This is a genomic window from Hymenobacter nitidus, from assembly GCF_020447315.1.
Classification (GTDB): Bacteria; Bacteroidota; Bacteroidia; order Cytophagales; family Hymenobacteraceae; genus Hymenobacter; species Hymenobacter nitidus.
Window position 1 is genome coordinate 20,723 of record NZ_JAJADQ010000002.1, and the last position, 16,898, is coordinate 37,620.

A 16,898-nucleotide genomic window follows, 5' to 3' on the forward strand; every position below is an offset into this window, starting at 1 on the left:
AAAAGAGCCTCGCGGTATGTGAGGCTCTTTTTTGTGTCCGGTGCCATCCGGAAAATGCGCGTTGGCCGAGCAACTGAGCCTGCGCCACCGCTACTGGGACGCCGGCCATACTGTTGGGCAGCTGGTCACTGCCCCGAAGTGTGCGGACCAGCTACCCAAGATACTTTTCCGGGCTGGTGCCGGTGCGCTTCATGCTGATTGTCTGAAGTGTAGCTGCTGATTGTTGGCAAAGTCGGGCTTGGATACTACCGGCACAGGGTAAGAAGGTTACCTTTGGTATAGTCCTTTAAATGGCCGTGGCGGTGGCCGCTTTCATCTTATCTTTTCTTATGAAGCTTTTTACTCGTTCCCTATTATTCGCCGTGCTGTTGGCCCCGGTCGGCGGGCTGACGGCCTGCTCCGACAAGGCCAAAGAAGAACCGGCCCCGGCCGACCCCACGCCCACGTACACGATGGGCCATTCTTTCTATTATCCGGCCACCAATACCAGCGACGGCCTCGTGCATCCGTCCAGGGATATCAAAGGCGAAGCCCGGCTTTTTTCGCAGGTTCTGGCCTTCGATTTCGATGCCCGGCCCGATGCGCCCCACTTTGAGATTGAGCGGGTCCAGCTGAAAAGCGGCTGGGTAGGAGCTTACGCCCTGCGCTGCCGCCCGCGCCCCACCGACCCGGTTTTTGCGTCATATTCCTACTGGCGGAAGGATAATTCGGGCGTCCGGATTTTCCGCTTCAGCGACTTTTCTCTCGAGCTGGCCGGTCACGTTACCATTACGGCCTACGATGCCAAGCGCCAGCTCGTGAGCGGTAGCTTCGAAATCAAGGCCCCCGGCGAGAATGACCCCTTGTCCGTGTCCATCGGCCAGAAGTGCGACATCCTCATCTTCGGGGAGTTCACCGATATGAAAGTAAAGGCGCAGCAGTAAGTCCGGGCCGCAACCCTGTGTGCCAAAAGTACCCAGGCCGCCCAGGCCTACGCTGGAAAATAAGGAGTTCTACGCCTGCCGCCCGCTGCTCCACGACCACGTGCGCCCTCAGCCGCTGATACTCGTAAGAGAGCAGAGAAGGAGTCGCATCATCAAAGCAAAAGGCCCTTGCCGCGCGGCAAGGGCCTTTTGCTTTACTTCTGTAGGCTACAGCCCACCAGTGTTGGCAGCTTTCGAACGGGTAGAACCGCAACGATTCGCCTTTGTGCCCTTAGCGCAGAATGGTGATGGTGCCGTGCTGCACGACGCGCTTGCCGGTTTCGTCCACGGTTTCGAAGCGCCAGACGTAGGCTCCCGGCACCGGCTGCTCGTTGCCCACCCGCCCGTTCCAGACCTGGGTTTGGTCGGTGCCGCGGAACACCTGCTGCCCGTTGCGGTCCACCACCGTCAGCGTGTACGTCGACAGAAACCGGCCTTTGACTTCCAGCACGTCGTTCAGCCCGTCGCCGTTGGGGGTGAAGGCCGTGGGCAGCACCGCCCGCAGCTCCCGGGCCACGGTGGACACGTTGGAGTAGCTGGGCTGGCTCAGGCTGGGGCTGGTGGCGGCAATGCGGTAGCGCAGCACCTGCCGGCTGACGGGCGGCGTCTGGTCCAGGAAGGTGAGGCCGGGGGCGTTGACGGCTGGCTGGGCCACCACCGTGCCAGCCGCGTCGAGCAGCTGCACGGTATACTGCACGCTGCCGGCCGGGTCTGGGCCGCGCAGCTCACTCCAGTCGAGCTGGGCGGTGTTGCCATTCAGGTCGGCCGCTTTGGCCCCGAGCACCATGGGGCAGAAGGGCGCACTCAGGGCCGAGCTGTTGCCGCAGTCATCCACGAACTGGGCCTGGTAACAAGGCGCGTTGCCGGGGCTGAACGTCAGCAGGGAGTCGCGCTGGGTGCGGCGGGTCGTAAGGGCTATTTCGACGGGGTTGCCCTGGCTGTTCAGGCGCAGATACCGCACCCGCCCGCCCGCGGCTAAGCCGGGCACCGTGGCCGTCAGCACCACTTGGTTGGTGGGCGTGAACGTCGCCACGACTTGCGGTACGGGCAGCACTGGGCTGGGCGTGGTGGTCGTGCAGGCCGGGTTGGAAACAACCAGGGTGCTGGCCGCCCCGCTGCCGCTGGTGGCTTCCACCTGGTAGCAGTAGCGCACGCCGCAGGTCACGGCGGCATCAGTATAGGTGGTGCTGCCCGCAGGCAGGGTCGCCAACGTCTGCCCGTCGCGCCGGACGACCAGGCTGCCCGCGCTGCCGGTGAAAGCCAGCGTGTTCTGCCCGTTGGTGGAGCTGGCCGTCAGAAAAACGGCGCACACGGCCAGGGAAACCGGCAGCGTGGCCGTGGCACACACATCCTGAATGCGCAGGCGGTAGCAGGCCGCGGCCGTCACGCCGCTGAGCGTGGCCGTGGTACCGCTGAAAACCGCCTGGGGCACGTCCCGGTAGCCGCTGGGGCTGCCGGCGTCGGCCTGCTGCAGCACGTACTGGTAGCCGGCCGGCAGTGGGTCGAATTGAACCTGCGCCTCGGTGCCCGTCAGCGCCAGGCGGCGGATAAGGGGCGAAGGCACGGCGACCAGGGTAGTGAACGTGGTGCTGTCGGCGCCCACGCACAGGCCCCCGCCCGCGTAGAGTCCCTTCACCACCACTTTGCCCGTGGTAGTGGGCACGGCATACACGCGCGGGCCGGCACCTTTGGCTACCGGCTGGGCCACGCCGTCGTTGATGCGCACGGTATAGCTGTCGTAGGCCTGGTCGGTGATGGTGACGCGCACGAAGCCGGGCGTGCAGGCCTCCACCTGAAACGTGGGCTTGTTCGTGGCCTGCACGTCAAACACGCGCAGGAAAATGGTGCCGGCCCCGGCTCCGGCCTGGGCATTTTCAGCCACGGTAATCTTCCCTGCCTGCGTGGGCGTGAAGGTGTTGGTGCGGCTGGTGTAGCCCGTGCAGGGAGCCGTAGTCAGGGCGCCGGGCACAAACTGGTAGTACAGCGCGTTGCGGTCCACGGTGGCGCGGCCGGGGCAGGTGATGGTGATGCGCACGGCCCGCCCCACGCAGAAGCTCTGCACCGGCAAGCCGGTTTGCACGTCGAAGGCCTCGAAGGGCTGGCCGCAGTTAGCGGGCAGAGCATCCAGGCACTGGGCGCGGGCCGGGACCACGCCCGCCAGCAGCAGGACCAGCAGGAAAGCAAAGAAGCGGAGGAGGTTCACAGGCTTCATAACGTACGACATCCGCATTTGCGTTTTCAGTGCGCTAAAAATAGGGACTCAGCTAAGAATAGCACGTTTTCGGCTGGCTGAGCAGTACAAGAACGTCTGCTGAGCTTGGCGAAGCATCTCTACCGCTTCGTTGCTTTGCTAATGGAATAGCATTGCGGTAGGGATGCTTCGCCAAGCTCAGCAGGACAATTACTATTGCCCGTGAGATTCCTTCTGTCGTTTGGAATTACGTTCTGTTTATCTACGGCCAGTCGTAGCCCTGCACGAAGGCGGCGGCGGCGTGCAGGTCGGGGTAGAGCACCCGGTCCCGGCTCACGAACTTCACTTTCTCGCGGAAGGCTTCCACCACCTGCTCCAGCACCGGCGAGGTGCGGGCTGGGCGGCGGAAAGCCAGGGCCTGGCAGGCGTTCATCAGCTCGATGCCCAGAATCTGCTCCACATTGTTGACTACCCGGCGCACTTTGGTGGCGGCGTTGGCGCCCATGCTCACGTGGTCTTCCTGCCCGTTGCTGCTCACGATGCTGTCGACCGAAGCCGGGGTGCAGAGCTGCTTGTTCTGGCTCACGATGCCGGCGGCGGTGTACTGCGGAATCATGAAGCCCGAATTCAAGCCCGGCTCGGCCACCAGGAAGGGCGGCAACCCGCGCTGCCCGCCAATGAGCTGGTAAGTGCGGCGTTCCGAAATGCTGCCCAGCTCGGCCACGGCAATGGCCATAAAGTCGAGGGCCAGGGCCAGGGGCTGCCCGTGGAAGTTGCCGCCCGAGAGAATCAGGTCGTCGTCGGGGAAGATGTTGGGGTTGTCGGTTACGGCGTTGCACTCGGTTTCGAACACCTGCGCCGCGTAAGTTAGCGCGTCGCGGGAGGCGCCGTGCACTTGGGGCTGGCAGCGGAAGGAGTAGGGGTCCTGCACGGCCGTTTTCACCTGCTGCTGCAGCTCGCTGCCGGCCAGAAACTCCCGGATTCGCTCGGCTACCCGCAGCTGCCCGGCGTGGGGCCGGATCCTGTGCAGGCGCGCGTCGAAGGGCTCGGGGCGGCCGTCGAAGGCTTCCAACGACAAGGCCCCGATGACGTCGGCGGCCTGGGCCAGGCGCTCGGCCCGCAGCAGGCTATGCACGCCGTAGGCCAGCATAAACTGGGTGCCGTTCAGCAGGGCCAGGCCCTCCTTGGCTTCCAGGGCAATGGGCTGCCAGCTAAACAAATGCATGGCATCGGCGGCCTGCAGGCGGTAGCCTTCGTAGTTCACCTCGCCCAGGCCCACCAGGGGCAGACACAGGTGAGCCAGCGGCGCCAAATCACCGCTGGCCCCCAGGGAACCCTGCTGGTACACCACCGGCAGAATACCGCGGTTGTAGAAGTCGAGCAGGCGCTGCACGGTAGCCAGCTGCACGCCGCTGTGGCCGTAGCTCAGGCTCTGGGCCTTGAGCAGCAGCATGAGGCGGACCAGCTCGGCCGGCACCTCTTCGCCCGTGCCGCAGGCGTGCGACATCATCAGGTTTACCTGCAGCTGCTGGCGCTCCTCGGGCGCAATGCCGGTGTTGCAGAGGGCCCCAAAGCCGGTATTGATGCCATATACCGGCGCATCGGACTGCGCCAGGCGGTTGTGCAGATAAGTGTAGCAGGCCTCGATGCGCTGGGTGGCGGTGGGGCTCAGCTTCACGGTTTGGCGGGTGGCCAGCAGCTGGCGCAGAGTGGGTAAGTCGAGGTGAGTACCAGGGTCGAGGTAAAAAACGTCGGCGGACATGCGGGTGGTGAAAAAGGGAAAAGGGGTGACCCGCAAGTTCCTGAAATCTTTTGGAACCGCCGTCACGGCTGTGGCGGGCTCTACTTCGGCCCCCAGCCCAGTCGCTCCGCTGCGCTAACTGCGCCGAAGACCCTCGGAAAAACCGCCGGGTGCGCCCTACAGCCGTGACAGGCACTCGGTAAAAGCGCCGGGCACCTGTCACAACTGTGGTGGGTGCTCCCAAAACGGCACCCTTCCTGTCACGACTGTGACGGGCCTTCGGGAAAAGCAGAGGGTGCTTGTCACGACTGTGACAGGGGGCCGTAAAAAGTGCGGAGTGCCCACCACGGCTGTGATGGGCACTCCGGAAAACCTGGCGGGGCCTGGGAAAGGTTTGGCGCAGCGGCCGGGCTATGCCGCCAGCGCCGCCAGCACCTGCTCCAGCGTCAGCGTCTTTTCCTCGCCGGTCTTCATCTCCTTGAGCTTAAACTGGCCGGCGGCGCGCTCATCGGGGCCCTGAACCAGCACGTAGGGAATGCCTTTGGCGTCGGCGTACTTGAACTGCCGGCCCAGCTTGCCGCTCTCCGGATACATTTCGCTCGGCACGCCGGCGGCCCGCAGCTCGCGCAGCAAGGGCAGCAGCAGGGGCATGGTTTCCGCGTCGAAGTTCGTGACCAGGCAGCGCGTGGTAGTGGCCGCGCTTTCCGGGAACAGGTTCAGCTCGTCGAGGCAGTCGTAAAGCCGGTCGACGCCGAAGCTGAAGCCCACGCCCGACACACCCGGCAGCCCGAAAGCGCCGGTTAGGTTGTCGTAGCGGCCCCCACCACTCACGCTGCCCATGTTCACGTTGTTGATCTTGATTTCGAAGATGCAGCCCGTGTAGTAGGAGAGGCCCCGCGCCAGCGTCGGGTCGAATTCGAGGTGGTCGAACTGCTCGAAGCCGAAGGCGGTGAGGAAATCCACGACCTGGCCCAGCTCCTGCAAACCCTTGTAAGAGTCGGCCGCATCCGTCGGTACGCTGGCCGCGCCGAAGGCCGCGCGCAGCTTGTCCAGCTTCTCGGTAAACGAGCCCTCCACAGCCAGCAGCTCAAACAGCTGCGCGGCGGCCTGCTCCGAGAAGCCGCGCTCCAGCAGCTCTTTAGTCACGCCGTCTTGCCCGATCTTATCGAGCTTGTCGATGGCCACGAACAGGTCGGTTTCCCGCGCCTCGCTGCCCAGCCCCTGATAGATATTGCGCAGCACCCCGCGGTGGTTGGTTTTGATGGTGAAATCCGTCAGGCCGAGCGTGTTCAGCACCTCGCACATCATCAGCACGATTTCGGCCTCGCAGAGCAGCGAGTCGGTGCCTACCACGTCGGCGTCGCACTGGTAAAACTCGCGGTAGCGGCCGCGCTGGGGGCGGTCGGCGCGCCATACGGGCTGAATCTGGTAGCGCTTGAAGGGGAAAGTCAGCGTGCCCCGGTTCATGACCACGTAGCGGGCGAAGGGCACCGTCAGGTCGTAGCGCAAGCCCTTTTCGGCAATCTTGGGCAGCACGGCTTTGGCTCCGGCTTCCAGGTCTTCGGCCGTCACCTGCTCCGTGATTTTGTCGCCCTTCTGCTTTTTGAGGAAGTTGCCCGAGTTCAGGACTTTAAACAAGAGCTGGTCGCCCTCGTCGCCGTACTTGCCGGTCAGCACCGAGAGGTTTTCCAGGGTCGGGGTTTCGAGCGGGGCGTAGCCGAATTTCTCGAACGTGCGGCGGATGATGCCGAAGATATAGTTGCGGCGCGCCACCACGGCGGGGCCAAAGTCGCGGGTGCCTTGCGGGATGCTGGGCTTTTGGATGCTCATCAGAAGGGGATGCGGATAGTCGGAAATCGGGGGCAAAGCTACGCAAACCCGGCCGGGCAGCCTCCCCATTTTATGTGATGCCCGATGTCGTATTTTTCCAATGACCGGGCGGCAAGCGGTGGTATCTTTAAAGTTAGGAATGCGGGTGGCGCGCAGCGGTGGGTGCGCCAGCCTTTTTTAGCTTCGTCTCATGAGCATCCAAAAACTAGTAGCCTGCCCCCAGCTGACCGACTTTGTGGAGTACTACTGGGTGTGGGAAGGTACGGCTACGCCCGAGGCCCCGCAGATCAACGCGGTGCTGCCCTCCACCATTCAGTCGCTCATCATCGTCTTCGGCGACCCGTACCAGACCATCACCTTCGACGGGCAAGAGGTGCGCAGCATTCAGGCCGGGCTGGTGCTGGGCCGCGTGACCACGCCGCGGCTCTACACCCGGCATACCGGCCGGATCGGGGTGTTCGGGGTGCGGTTTCGGCCCACCGGGTTCTACAACTTGTTTGGGGTGCCCATGGCCGAAATCACCAACGAGACGATGGCGCTGGCCTGCGCCGCCCGCAGCTTCAGCCAGGAGCTGACCCAGCGCGTGACTGAGGCCGAAACCCACGTCCAGCGCCACCAGGCAGCCGAAGAGCTGTTGCTGGCCCGCCTGCGCCAGGTGCAGCCCGCCTTCAACGCCGTCGACTTCGTGGCCTCCCAAATTATTGATAACCACGGGCAGGTCAGTATCGACGCTCTGGCCACGGAGGCCAACCTGAGCAACCGGCAGCTGGAGCGGCAGTTTCTGGCCAAAGTGGGCACCTCGCCCAAGTTCTACGCCCGGCTGGCCCGCTTCAGCCACGTGTTCAAAATTCTGAAGGAGGAACCGGAGGCCAACTGGGTGGACGTGGCCTACCGCTGCGGCTATTACGACCAGGCCCACTTCATCCGGGAGTTTCACCGGTTTACGGGCGAGTCGCCGGCCGCCTATTTCCACCACTACGACGAGTACGCGCAGTTTTTCTGGGCCCGGTAGCGGCTCTGTCGTATTCGTCCAATACTTTGGCCCCAGGCCGCTGTATCTTTCCCCTACACTCCCACGCTTCCTGCATTGGCCGGTTCCTGCCGGCAACCGGGCCTCTAGAGGCTCCCTGGCTACGCCTTGCCTTTTTTCTACCCCAACCTCTGTACTGCGCTATGAAAACGAACCTGATTTTCCGCTTCCTGCTGGCCGCCCTGCTGCTGCCAGCGTCCCTGGCCTTTGCGGGCCCCCGGCCGCCCCGGTCGGTGCCGTCCCAGGGCTACTGGAACGTCGAAACCAACCTGACTACCCGCGACTATACCATCATCCGCTTCTACAACGACCAGGACCAGCTCGTGTACGAGGAGCGCATCGACAATCTGTGCCTCGATTTGAGCAGCGGCTCGGGCCTGTGCCGCCGCACGGCCAACCAGCTCAACAGCGCCCTGCGGCAAGTGCTGCTGAACCCAGCCGCCCCCCAGCAAAACCCCACGCTGCTGGCCCAGCAGTTTGGCCAGAACCGCCGCGTGCAGCGCGTGTACGCCGTCCGCTGACCTTGGGAGCCGCGCCAGTTACTACTACTGTTCTGGGCGCAGCTCCTTCCCTCGTTTACCCACACCTGTTCACGCCTATTTAGAGGCTTGCCCCAGTATTTTTTCTTTTCGAGCCATGAAATACTTCCCCGTTTTCCGCCTCAGCCTGCTGACTTTTCTGCTGGGATTATCCGTAACCACCGCCAGCGCCCAAATTCAGGTGTACACTGAAGATGCCAAGCAGCCTGGCATCGGATACTGGAGCATCGAAACCAACGCGGCCCGCCGCGACTACAGCATCGTACGCTTCTACACGCCCCAGCACGAAATGATTTACGAGGAGCGCCTGAACGCGCTGTGCCTGGACCCCAGCCGGGGTACCGCGGCCTGCCGACGCACGGCCCGCATGCTGAGTGCCTCTATTACCAGCGTGCAGCGGAATCGGGCTAACTCGATGGTCGCCAATGGCCTGGGCCTGTACCGCAAAGTGCCCCGGACCTCATACGCGGTTCGGTAGAAATACCGGGGCCAAACCCTGCGGGACTGGCCCTGCCATGCGGCTGGTGGCTGCCGGGCTAGGAGGCCAGGCCCAGGGCGGTGCTGTTGCCCAGGCTTTCGGCATCCAGCAGCGAAGGGACCACCAGCGGCTGCGACTCGGCATCCAGGTCCAGGAAATGGTGGCGCACGGTATCGGGCACGTGGCACAGCACCAGGCGGCGGTCCTGGCAGTGCAGGTGGTAGGCGTAGGCCAGCAGCAGGTCGATGGCCTCGGGCGAGAGGTTGTCGAGCAGGCTGCAATCCACCCAGATGGCCTGCTTGGGGCTGCGGGTGGCCCGGTGCAGGGCCCGCGTCAACTTGGTTTCGTCGGTTTCGTTGCGTGAGGGTGCTAGTACCAATAAGTAGCTTTTGGGCAATTCCTCCCGATGAACATCAAGCATAGCAGCAGTAGCGTGGGGTCCGAACGAAGACTGTCGCCGGACATATCCGCATACGAGTGCCCGAAGCCCCCGATTTGGCGTTTAGCAAGGAAATTATGACTAATGGGAAGAAAGTGCGGGTTACGGAGCCGCAGGCTCAGCGGCCGGGTGGCTGCGGCGCAGCTGCCGCAGCACCGGCCCCGCCAGCGGCGACTTCAGGGGCACCCGCACTCCGGTGCGGCGCAGGGTCCGCACGGTCCAGTCGTTGCAGGTGCGCAGGGCGTGGTAGCGGCCCCGGGCCCGGAAGAAAAAGTCGTCGGGAGTATAGCCGGCCGCGTTGCGCAGTTGAGTAGCGCCGGTGCTGTCGGGGGCGAAAGATTCCTGCAGCAGGGTGGTTAGGCGCTGGTACTGAGCAGCCGAAAGCTGCAGGGCTACCACCCGCCGGCCCGGCTGCGGGGCCTGCTGGTAGAAGTCGACGTGCATAAGGGTGCGGCCCGGCCCGACGGCGCGAAGCACGGTGCCCATGCCCGGCATGCGGCCCCCGTAGGAGGCGAGGTAAAACCGCTCACTGCCCCAGCCGAAAGCCACGTACTGGTAGTGGGCAAAGCGCGACGTGAGCTGGGGCTGGTGTAGCTGCCGGAGCCAGTCGGTGCCGGTGCGGGGCTCACGCAGGGGCACCACGATGTCGGTATGAAATCCGTTGGACACCACAAATACCGGGACCCCGCCCGGTGCTGGCCGGAACTGGCGGTTCAGGGGCAACCGGGTGCCGGAAAAAAATAGCAGAAGAAAAGCCAGGGCCGCGTACATGCGCTTCGTTTAACGGGGGAAATCGGGCCGGGTAGGGCCACAAAAAGGGGCAGCCCGGGAAAGTAGGGGAAAACTTCCGTTGTGGCGGCTTTCTCCAACTTTCCCGGGCTGCCCTTGCGGTTTGCCGTGCTTCTACTTGGTGGGCGCCAGGGCGGGCTGCTGCAGCAACTCGGTCAGCAAAGCCCGCAGGGCGGCGGGGCCGTCGGGGCCGTACAGAAAGCTGTGGCCACCGGTGGGCCGGGAGAGGAAGTGCCACTGCCGGGCCTGCCCTTGCTGCCGCTCATACACGGCCCGCACATCCTGGTAACTCACCATGTCGTCGTCCTGGGCGTGCAGCGAATAGAGCGGGGCGCCGTGGCCCAGTTGCTTGAAATTTAGGGGGCCGAGCTGGCTGATTGGCCGGGCCGACAGCGCATAGAACCCCGCAAAGCCGGCCGGCGACTGGCAGGCGTACCAGAAGGCCGCCGTGCCCCCGTTCGACATGCCACCCAGGTACACGCGGCGGCCGTCGATGTGGTAGCGCTGCCGCACCTGCTCCACCATGCGACGCACGTTTTCCAAAGCGGCCCGCTGCTCCAACCAGCCAAACGACTGGCGGCCGAAAGGGTAGAGCACTAATGCATTCTGCTCGGCCGCGGCGGCAAAAATTGGCTCCTGCGTCACGCCAGGGTCGGCGGCCCGAAACTGTGGAGTGCTGCTAATGCCGCCGTGCAGATACACCAGCAGAGCCGTGGGGCGGCTTGGCTGGTAAGTTGCGGGTACGTACACCAGATAGGGCACCCGCACCGTATCGACGGGGGCATAGTAGAGGGCAAAGCCGGGCCGGGCCGTCGCAAAAGTGCCGGTTTTGGCCGGAGCCGACAGCGCCTGCCCCAGTGCCGCCTGCTGCCACTCGGCGGCGGCCTGGTGCGCTTCGGCGGCGCGTCGGGCGGCGGTTTGACGCAGACTAGCTAGGAAGCGTGGCCACTCCGCAAAGCCGTGCAGGCTGCTCAGGCTGGCCTCCTGGGCCATCTGGTCGACGTCGCGGGTCGTAATAGGCAGGTTCGGCTGCCGGGTCAGCTGCCGCAGCCAGCGCAGGGCCTGGGGCTGCTGGCCGGGACAGTTGGCGGCGGCGCCGGCCCCGGCATACAGGTCGAAGGGGCCCACGCGGGTGCTGTCGGCAAAGGCCTGGGCGAAGGCAGCGGTAGCCGCGCAGTAGTTTTTTTGACCCAGCTGGCGGGCGGCGCCTTCCAGCAACTGGTCGTAGGTCTGGGGCGGCTGGGTCTGGGCCCGTGCCAGGGGTGCGGTCAACAGGAGGGCCAACAGGAAGGCAGCGGATAATAGGCGACGCATAGGGTAGAAAAGCTACGGGTAAGTGTTTACTGAAGCTTTTTCAGCTGCTCGGCGGCGTTGCGGCTGCTGGGGTCCAGCTTGAGAACCTGGCGGTAGTTTTTTACGGCCAGTACTTTGTTGCCCATTTCCTGGTAGGTTTCGGCCAGACTGTCGTAGGCGTTGGCGCTGGTGGGGTAGAGGCTCACGTTCAGCTTGAAAATCTCCAGGGCCTGCTGGGCCTGCTGCTGGCGCAGTAGTGAGTAGCCCCAGGCATTCACGGCATCTTCGGGCAACTTATAGGCGGCATTCTGCTTTTGCTGCTGCCGCACCAGGGGCAGGGCGTTTTCAAAGCCGCGCTGGCGCAGCTCGTTGTGCAAAGTGCGCAGCTGGGGGGGCAGACCAAAACCAGCCGCTAAGCGCATGTCGCGCACATAAAAGCTGGCAATTTCATCCACAAACCGGTCGGGGTTGGCGCCAAGCAAGTTGGTGAGCACCACCACGGCCAAGTCGTCCTCAGGGTACACGAAGACGGCTGAGCGGCCCCCACCCACGGCCGCCACGGCGCGGTGCTCGGCCCGGCCCACCGTTGGCCAGCCCGCGGCGTAGCCATTGAGCTGCCGACTGAAGCCGGCGGTCTGGCCGTTATTGAGCAGCACCGGCGTCCAGAGCGTGCTCAGGCTGGCGGGCCGCAGCAGCTTGCCCTGTTGCAGGGCCAGTACCCACTGGGCCATGTCGGCGGCGGTGGAGTTGAGGCCGGCCGCGGTGTAGAGCAGGGGCGCGAATACCTCAAATACGTTGCGCAGCTCCTTGCCCCGGCGCAGCTCCCCATCCACGGCGTGCAGGAAGCTGTAGCCGCGGGCCGCGTGGGCCGTTACGCTGTGGGCGTCGCCAAATTTGCTGTGCGGCATGCCCACGGCCCACAGCTGCTTTTGCTCGATGACCTGGGTAAACGGCTGGCCGCTGAGCTGGTCGATAAGCTTGCCGAGCAGCAGGTAGTTGGTTTGGTTGTAGCTGAACTTCTCCCCGGGCTTAAAGTCCATAGGCTGCGCCTGAATAGCCGCCCAGGCCTTTTGCTGCTCGTTTTCACTTACCTGCTCATCGTCGGGCAGGATGTTGGGAATGCCCGAGCTGTGGGCCAGCAGCTGCCGGATGGTAACGGGGTGCCAGGCGGCCGGCAGGCCCGGCAGGTACTGCCCGATAGGGTCGGTCAGCTTCAGCTTGCCGGCTTCCACCAGCTGCAGTACGGCCACGCCGGTAAAGGCCTTGGTGATGGAGTTGAGCGGGAAAACCGTCCGGCTCGTGACCGGCACCGAGTCCTGCACGTTGGCCAGCCCGTAGCTCTGGAGCTTCACAATCTTGCCGTGGTGAATAACGGCCAGCTGCAGGCCGGGAATGCGCAGCTGCTGCATTTTGGCGGCCAGAAACCGGTCCACGCTGTCGGGGGTGCTGATGGTAGTGGCGGCCGGCCGGGAGTTGGTGGCGTGAGCCGTGCCCGTGCCCATAGTCAGGCAGAACGCCGCGCAGAGGCCGGCCAGTACAGTAGATTTTTTCATAACGGTGGTGAGTTGGCAGGAACGGAGAAAGGCAGTGCTGCGCCAGGAGGTTGAAAAAAGCGGTTCCCAGTCAACTACTAGGGAACCGCTTTGCTGAGGTCGGAAGCTTAGCCGCCGAACCCACCGCCACCGCCCTGGGGCGCGGCTTCAATCTTTTTCGGGGGCTTGTTCGAGCCGAAGTACCAGCTGAAGCCCACGTAGCCCACCCGCGACTCATACTTGTTCACGTAGGTGGCCCGGAAGCCATTGTCGCCGAAGGCTTCGATGCGCTGGCGCTGGGTGTTGAAGATGTCGCTCACCCGCAGCGTGAGGGCGGCGCGGTCCTGGAACAGCTTGTGGCGCAGGGCCACATCCACGCCGCCCTGGGGCAGCAGCCGGCCCTGGGTCGTGATGACGGCGGCGCGGTAGGTGCCGGTTAGCTGCACGTCGAGCTTGGCGGTGGGCGTAAAGCTGTTCATCAGGCGGGCCGTGCCGCTCAGGTTGCTGCGGCTGGCTTCGGTGTTGGCCAGGGCCGTGACCTTGTTGCGGAACAACGAGCCGCTGGCCGTCAGGCGCCACCATTTAGCCAGAGGCTGGTTCAGGCTGAGTTCGGCGCCGTAGCTTTCGTTCTGGCCGAAGTTCTGGTAGTATTCCTTGGTAATGACGCCCACTTCCGGGTTCAGGGCCGTGGCTTCGTTGTCGACCTGCCGGATGCGCTGAATGGCGTTGGTGGTCTGGCGGTAAAACAGCGTGCTGCTCAGGCTGGCACCGCCCATCGATACCTGGTGGCCCAGCTCAAAGGCGTTGATGTACTCGGGGCGCAGGCTGGGGTCGCCGAGGCGGTAGTTGCGCTGGTCCTGGTAAAGCGGAAAAGCCAGCAGCTGCATAAAGTTGGGGCGGTTCAGGCGGCGGGCGTAGCTGAGCTGCAGGCGCTGGTCGCCGGGCAGGGTGCGCACCACCGTGGCCGAGGGAAACAGGTTAAGGTAGTTCAGGTTGAAGGCACCCTGGCCGCCTTTCACGTTGCCCTGGGTGCGGGTGTACTCGGCCCGCACGCCGCCCTGGTAGCTCCAGGGGCCACGCTGCAGCTGGTAGGTGGCGTAGCCGGCGTGCATGTCTTCCTGGAAGTTGTAGGCTACCGAGCGGTTGTCCAGGCGGCCGTACTCGGTGGGGCGCTCCATGTTCTGCAGCAGAAAGTCGTCGGTACCGTCGTTGGTCTGCCACTGGCCTTTGTAGCCCACATCCACGCGGCTGGTCGAGTCGAGCGGGTGGGTGTAGTCGAGCTGGCCGTACACGGCGTGCAGGCGCACGCCCAGGTCCTGCTTCCACTCGGGCTGAGCCCCGGCGGCGGTCGTCAGCTGCTGCCCGATTATCACGTTGGCCCACAGGTTGGTGTAGCCCAGGTTGGCCGTCATTTCCCGGCCCTTGTGCGCGGCCCAGGTGCGCCGGTAGTCCGACGATACATCCAAGGTCTTCACGTCTTCGGTCACGCGCTGGTTGTTCTGCTGGGCCTGGCCGTTCAGGACTGATTGCTGGGTGTTGCGGTTCAGGCCCGTGTTGATGCGGGGCTCAGCCGTCAGGGTTAGGGTTTGCTCGGGGCTGATGGTGTAGTCGAGGCCCAGGCGGCCGTCGTGCGAGGCGTTGTGGCGCTGACCCCGGCCGTCCTGGTCGATGATGATGGTCTTGTTTTCCACCACGGCCGTCTGGTCGATGGTATTACGGCTCTGGTACCGGTCGTCGCGGGCGTTGTAGCTGCCAAACAGGTTCACGTTGCCGCGGCGGCGGTTCAGGCTCAGGGAGGTGTTGTATTTCTCGCCCGTGCCCAGGTTAGCCAATGCCTGACCGTTCCAGCCGTCTTTGCGCTGCTTTTTGAGGATGATGTTGATGACGCCACCCGAGCCGGCCGCGTCGTAGCGGGCCGAAGGGTTGGTTACGACTTCCACCTTTTCAATGGCGCTGGCCGGAATCTGCTCCAGGCGGGTGCCGGTGCCGCCATTGGACGCCCCCGAGGGCTTGCCGTCAATCAGCACCGTAATGTTGCTGCTGCCGCGCATGCTCACCGTCCCGTTCTGGTCCACCGACACGGAAGGCACGTTCTGAAGCACGTTCACGGCCGTACCACCTACGCTCGTCAGGTCCTTCTCCACGTTTATCACCTTCTTATCCAGGTTATCGACCACGGCGGCCCGCTCACCCTGCACCGTCACGCCGGCCAGCTGCGTGGCCGTCGAAACCAGCTTCAGGGAGCCCAATTGGGCGTTCGGCGTCGCGGCCGTCAGGGCTACAGTCTGGCGTAGCGGCTTGTAGCCCAGCACCGTGGCCCGCACCAGGTAAGAGCCCAGAGCTACCTTTTCCACGGTGAAAGCGCCGTTTTCGCCTGTCTGGGCGCCTTGCACAAAGGCCGAGTCCTGGGCCCGCAGCACTACCACGTTGGCAAATGGTAGGGGCTGGCTGGTGGTTTTGTCGAGCAGAACACCCGATACGGAACCGGCGGTCGGGCTAGCGTTTTGGGCGTGCAGGCCCAGCGGTAAGAGCGTAAGAAGCAACCCCAGGCACCGCAGGGCCCGGTAAAAAGTAGACGAGAAGGTCATGGCGAGAGAAGTAGGAAGTGGAAAAACGAGGCAAGGGCAGGCCAGTCCAGCAGCCGCGGATCCGCTGGGGTGCCTTTGCGCAGGCATTCAAATAAAGAGCAGAAGGTTTCTTCGCCGAAGTATCGGGGCCACCTCGGAAGCCAGCCAGAAGCTATTCTTCTGGAGACTGGTACAGCGCTGCAAAGCGGAGGTGGTCTGATGCGAGACCTGCTGCCGTGGTAGGGTAGCCGGTGCGAAGAGAGGTACGGTGATTTCTAAGACAAATATAGTAGAAGGTACTATGTGACGCAAGGTACCTTGATAAAAAAATAATTGTTTTTGGCTGGTGCTCATGGTAAGCGCCTCAAAAACAACTAAGTAGGTAATGGGTCGGTATTACGTTTCGGGGCCGGTTGCTCCGAAAAAGGGTAAGCAGGCGAGGAGAAGGGATGTTCAGGCGGCAGCGGAGCCCGAAGTATAAGGCTCCGCCGCCAGCTCAAACAGTACCCAAGTCGGGAGGCGCTGCGGCCTAGCGAGCGGCGTAGATCCGCTGGGTGCGGCGCTGAAAGGTCAGCCCGTTCGACACCATGGAGTTGTTGTGGGTCCGCTGCACCTGCACCAGGGCATTGCTCAACATGCGGGCCGTGCGGCGGCAGGCGGTGGTACCGCGGCTGGGGTCCAGGCACAGCTCATCCAGGCGCTCCTCGTAGATTTTCTCGTGCTGGGCGTTGTAGAAGCGGACTACGCTGTAGTCGCGGCGGGCCTGGTCGGTTTCAATGGACCAGTAGCCGCTGTTGGGCTGCTTGCCATCCTCAGTGTAGACGGACGTTTGGGCATTAGCCACGGTGATTGAGAAACCAAAAGCAACTGCCAGCAGGCTCAGACGGGAAATCAGGGAAGTTTTCATAGCGCAGAAAGTGAAGAGTGAAGTTGTAGAGAAAGCACTCCGGCAAACGCCGGGGCTACAAGCAAATGAGAAGGAAAATCAGGCGGGAAAGCTTGGTAAAGCCTAGTTATTGTAGGCCAGCATGTGCGAATTCAGGGGCTGCAGACTCATAGTACCCAAAGCCACGTTGGCTTTCTGAGGCCGGAAAGTCAGCTCGGGCTGGTTGGGCTGGTAGCCCAGTACCGTGGTGCGGAGCGTGTAGCTGCCAAAGGGCACGTCTTTCAGGCAGAAGGTACCATCGGCGCGGGTTTGGGCGCTGCGAATCAAGGTGTTACCACGACTACTAACCAGTACGACGTTGGTGCCGGGTATCGGCTCGTGGGTGTCAGCGTCCCGCAAAACGCCGGTCAGGGTGCCGTGCTGGGCAGTGGGCTCGGAGCTTTCTACGCCCGAAATCAGTAGGGCGGCAAATGAGAGGGCAGCAAAGGAACGGAAGAAGACGGAGGAGTTCATGGCAGGAAGTGAAAAGGGAAAGTTGGGGCAAAGGCCAGCCAGGGCGCGTCCAGGCAGCCGCGGATCTGTTCCGGAGGAGTAGCCGGCAAATGCAGAAAGATGAGATGC

Annotated in this window: 14 protein-coding genes; 4 read left to right on the top strand and 10 right to left on the bottom strand. The window is 63.6% G+C overall.

The window, feature by feature from the left end; all coding sequences use genetic code 11:
* The first annotated feature begins 329 nt into the window (after window positions 1–329).
* The gene (locus tag LGH70_RS03390) at window positions 330–923 is read left to right on the top strand and encodes a hypothetical protein (RefSeq protein WP_226182717.1); all 594 of its coding nucleotides are present in this window, start codon (window positions 330–332) and stop codon (window positions 921–923) included.
* A gap of 271 nt (window positions 924–1,194) precedes the next feature.
* Here LGH70_RS03390 and LGH70_RS23765 read toward each other — a convergent pair whose 3' ends face one another.
* The 3 genes from LGH70_RS23765 to hisS all read right to left on the bottom strand — a co-directional run bounded on the left by LGH70_RS23765 (window position 1,195) and on the right by hisS (window position 6,724).
* Window positions 1,195–3,165: a T9SS type B sorting domain-containing protein gene (locus tag LGH70_RS23765; RefSeq protein ID WP_226182719.1), complete on the bottom strand. Its 1,971-nt coding sequence runs from the start codon at window positions 3,163–3,165 to the stop codon at window positions 1,195–1,197.
* A 250-nt stretch (window positions 3,166–3,415) separates the two neighbouring features.
* Window positions 3,416–4,915, bottom strand: a complete 1,500-nt coding sequence (hutH, locus tag LGH70_RS03400; RefSeq protein WP_226182721.1) for a histidine ammonia-lyase — start codon at window positions 4,913–4,915, stop codon at window positions 3,416–3,418.
* 390 nt (window positions 4,916–5,305) lie between these two features.
* On the bottom strand, window positions 5,306–6,724 hold the full coding sequence (gene hisS, locus LGH70_RS03405) for a histidine--tRNA ligase (RefSeq protein ID WP_226182723.1): 1,419 nt from the start codon (window positions 6,722–6,724) through the stop codon (window positions 5,306–5,308).
* A 190-nt stretch (window positions 6,725–6,914) separates the two neighbouring features.
* On the opposite strand from hisS, the gene LGH70_RS03410 reads away from it, so the two are divergent.
* From LGH70_RS03410 to LGH70_RS03420, 3 genes are all read left to right on the top strand, one after another.
* Complete coding sequence (locus tag LGH70_RS03410; RefSeq protein ID WP_226182725.1) at window positions 6,915–7,736, top strand: helix-turn-helix domain-containing protein; 822 nt, start codon at window positions 6,915–6,917, stop codon at window positions 7,734–7,736.
* A 161-nt stretch (window positions 7,737–7,897) separates the two neighbouring features.
* Complete coding sequence (locus LGH70_RS03415; RefSeq protein ID WP_226182726.1) at window positions 7,898–8,275, top strand: hypothetical protein; 378 nt, start codon at window positions 7,898–7,900, stop codon at window positions 8,273–8,275.
* A gap of 115 nt (window positions 8,276–8,390) precedes the next feature.
* Entirely contained in the window at window positions 8,391–8,771 is a 381-nt protein-coding gene (locus LGH70_RS03420) for a hypothetical protein (protein WP_226182728.1), read from the top strand.
* Between the two features lie 58 nt (window positions 8,772–8,829).
* Here the strand turns inward: LGH70_RS03420 and LGH70_RS03425 are convergent, their stop codons facing one another.
* The 7 genes from LGH70_RS03425 to LGH70_RS03455 form a co-directional block, all read right to left on the bottom strand.
* Entirely contained in the window at window positions 8,830–9,192 is a 363-nt protein-coding gene (locus tag LGH70_RS03425; RefSeq protein WP_226182730.1) for an STAS domain-containing protein, read from the bottom strand.
* A 120-nt stretch (window positions 9,193–9,312) separates the two neighbouring features.
* Window positions 9,313–9,981, bottom strand: coding sequence for a TIGR02117 family protein (locus LGH70_RS03430; RefSeq protein WP_226182732.1), 669 nt, complete (start codon window positions 9,979–9,981; stop codon window positions 9,313–9,315).
* Window positions 9,982–10,113: 132 nt separating this feature from the next.
* A complete protein-coding gene (locus tag LGH70_RS03435; protein WP_226182734.1) occupies window positions 10,114–11,313 on the bottom strand; it encodes a hypothetical protein in 1,200 nt (399 codons plus the stop codon).
* A gap of 26 nt (window positions 11,314–11,339) precedes the next feature.
* On the bottom strand, window positions 11,340–12,845 hold the full coding sequence (locus LGH70_RS03440) for a serine hydrolase domain-containing protein (RefSeq protein WP_226182736.1): 1,506 nt from the start codon (window positions 12,843–12,845) through the stop codon (window positions 11,340–11,342).
* Between the two features lie 107 nt (window positions 12,846–12,952).
* On the bottom strand, window positions 12,953–15,412 hold the full coding sequence (locus LGH70_RS03445) for a TonB-dependent receptor (protein ID WP_226182738.1): 2,460 nt from the start codon (window positions 15,410–15,412) through the stop codon (window positions 12,953–12,955).
* A 508-nt stretch (window positions 15,413–15,920) separates the two neighbouring features.
* Entirely contained in the window at window positions 15,921–16,298 is a 378-nt protein-coding gene (locus tag LGH70_RS03450) for a hypothetical protein (protein ID WP_226182740.1), read from the bottom strand.
* Window positions 16,299–16,400: 102 nt separating this feature from the next.
* Window positions 16,401–16,790 (bottom strand): carboxypeptidase regulatory-like domain-containing protein, encoded by a 390-nt coding sequence (locus LGH70_RS03455; RefSeq protein ID WP_226182742.1) that lies wholly within the window; start codon window positions 16,788–16,790, stop codon window positions 16,401–16,403.
* Window positions 16,791–16,898: the final 108 nt, after the last annotated feature.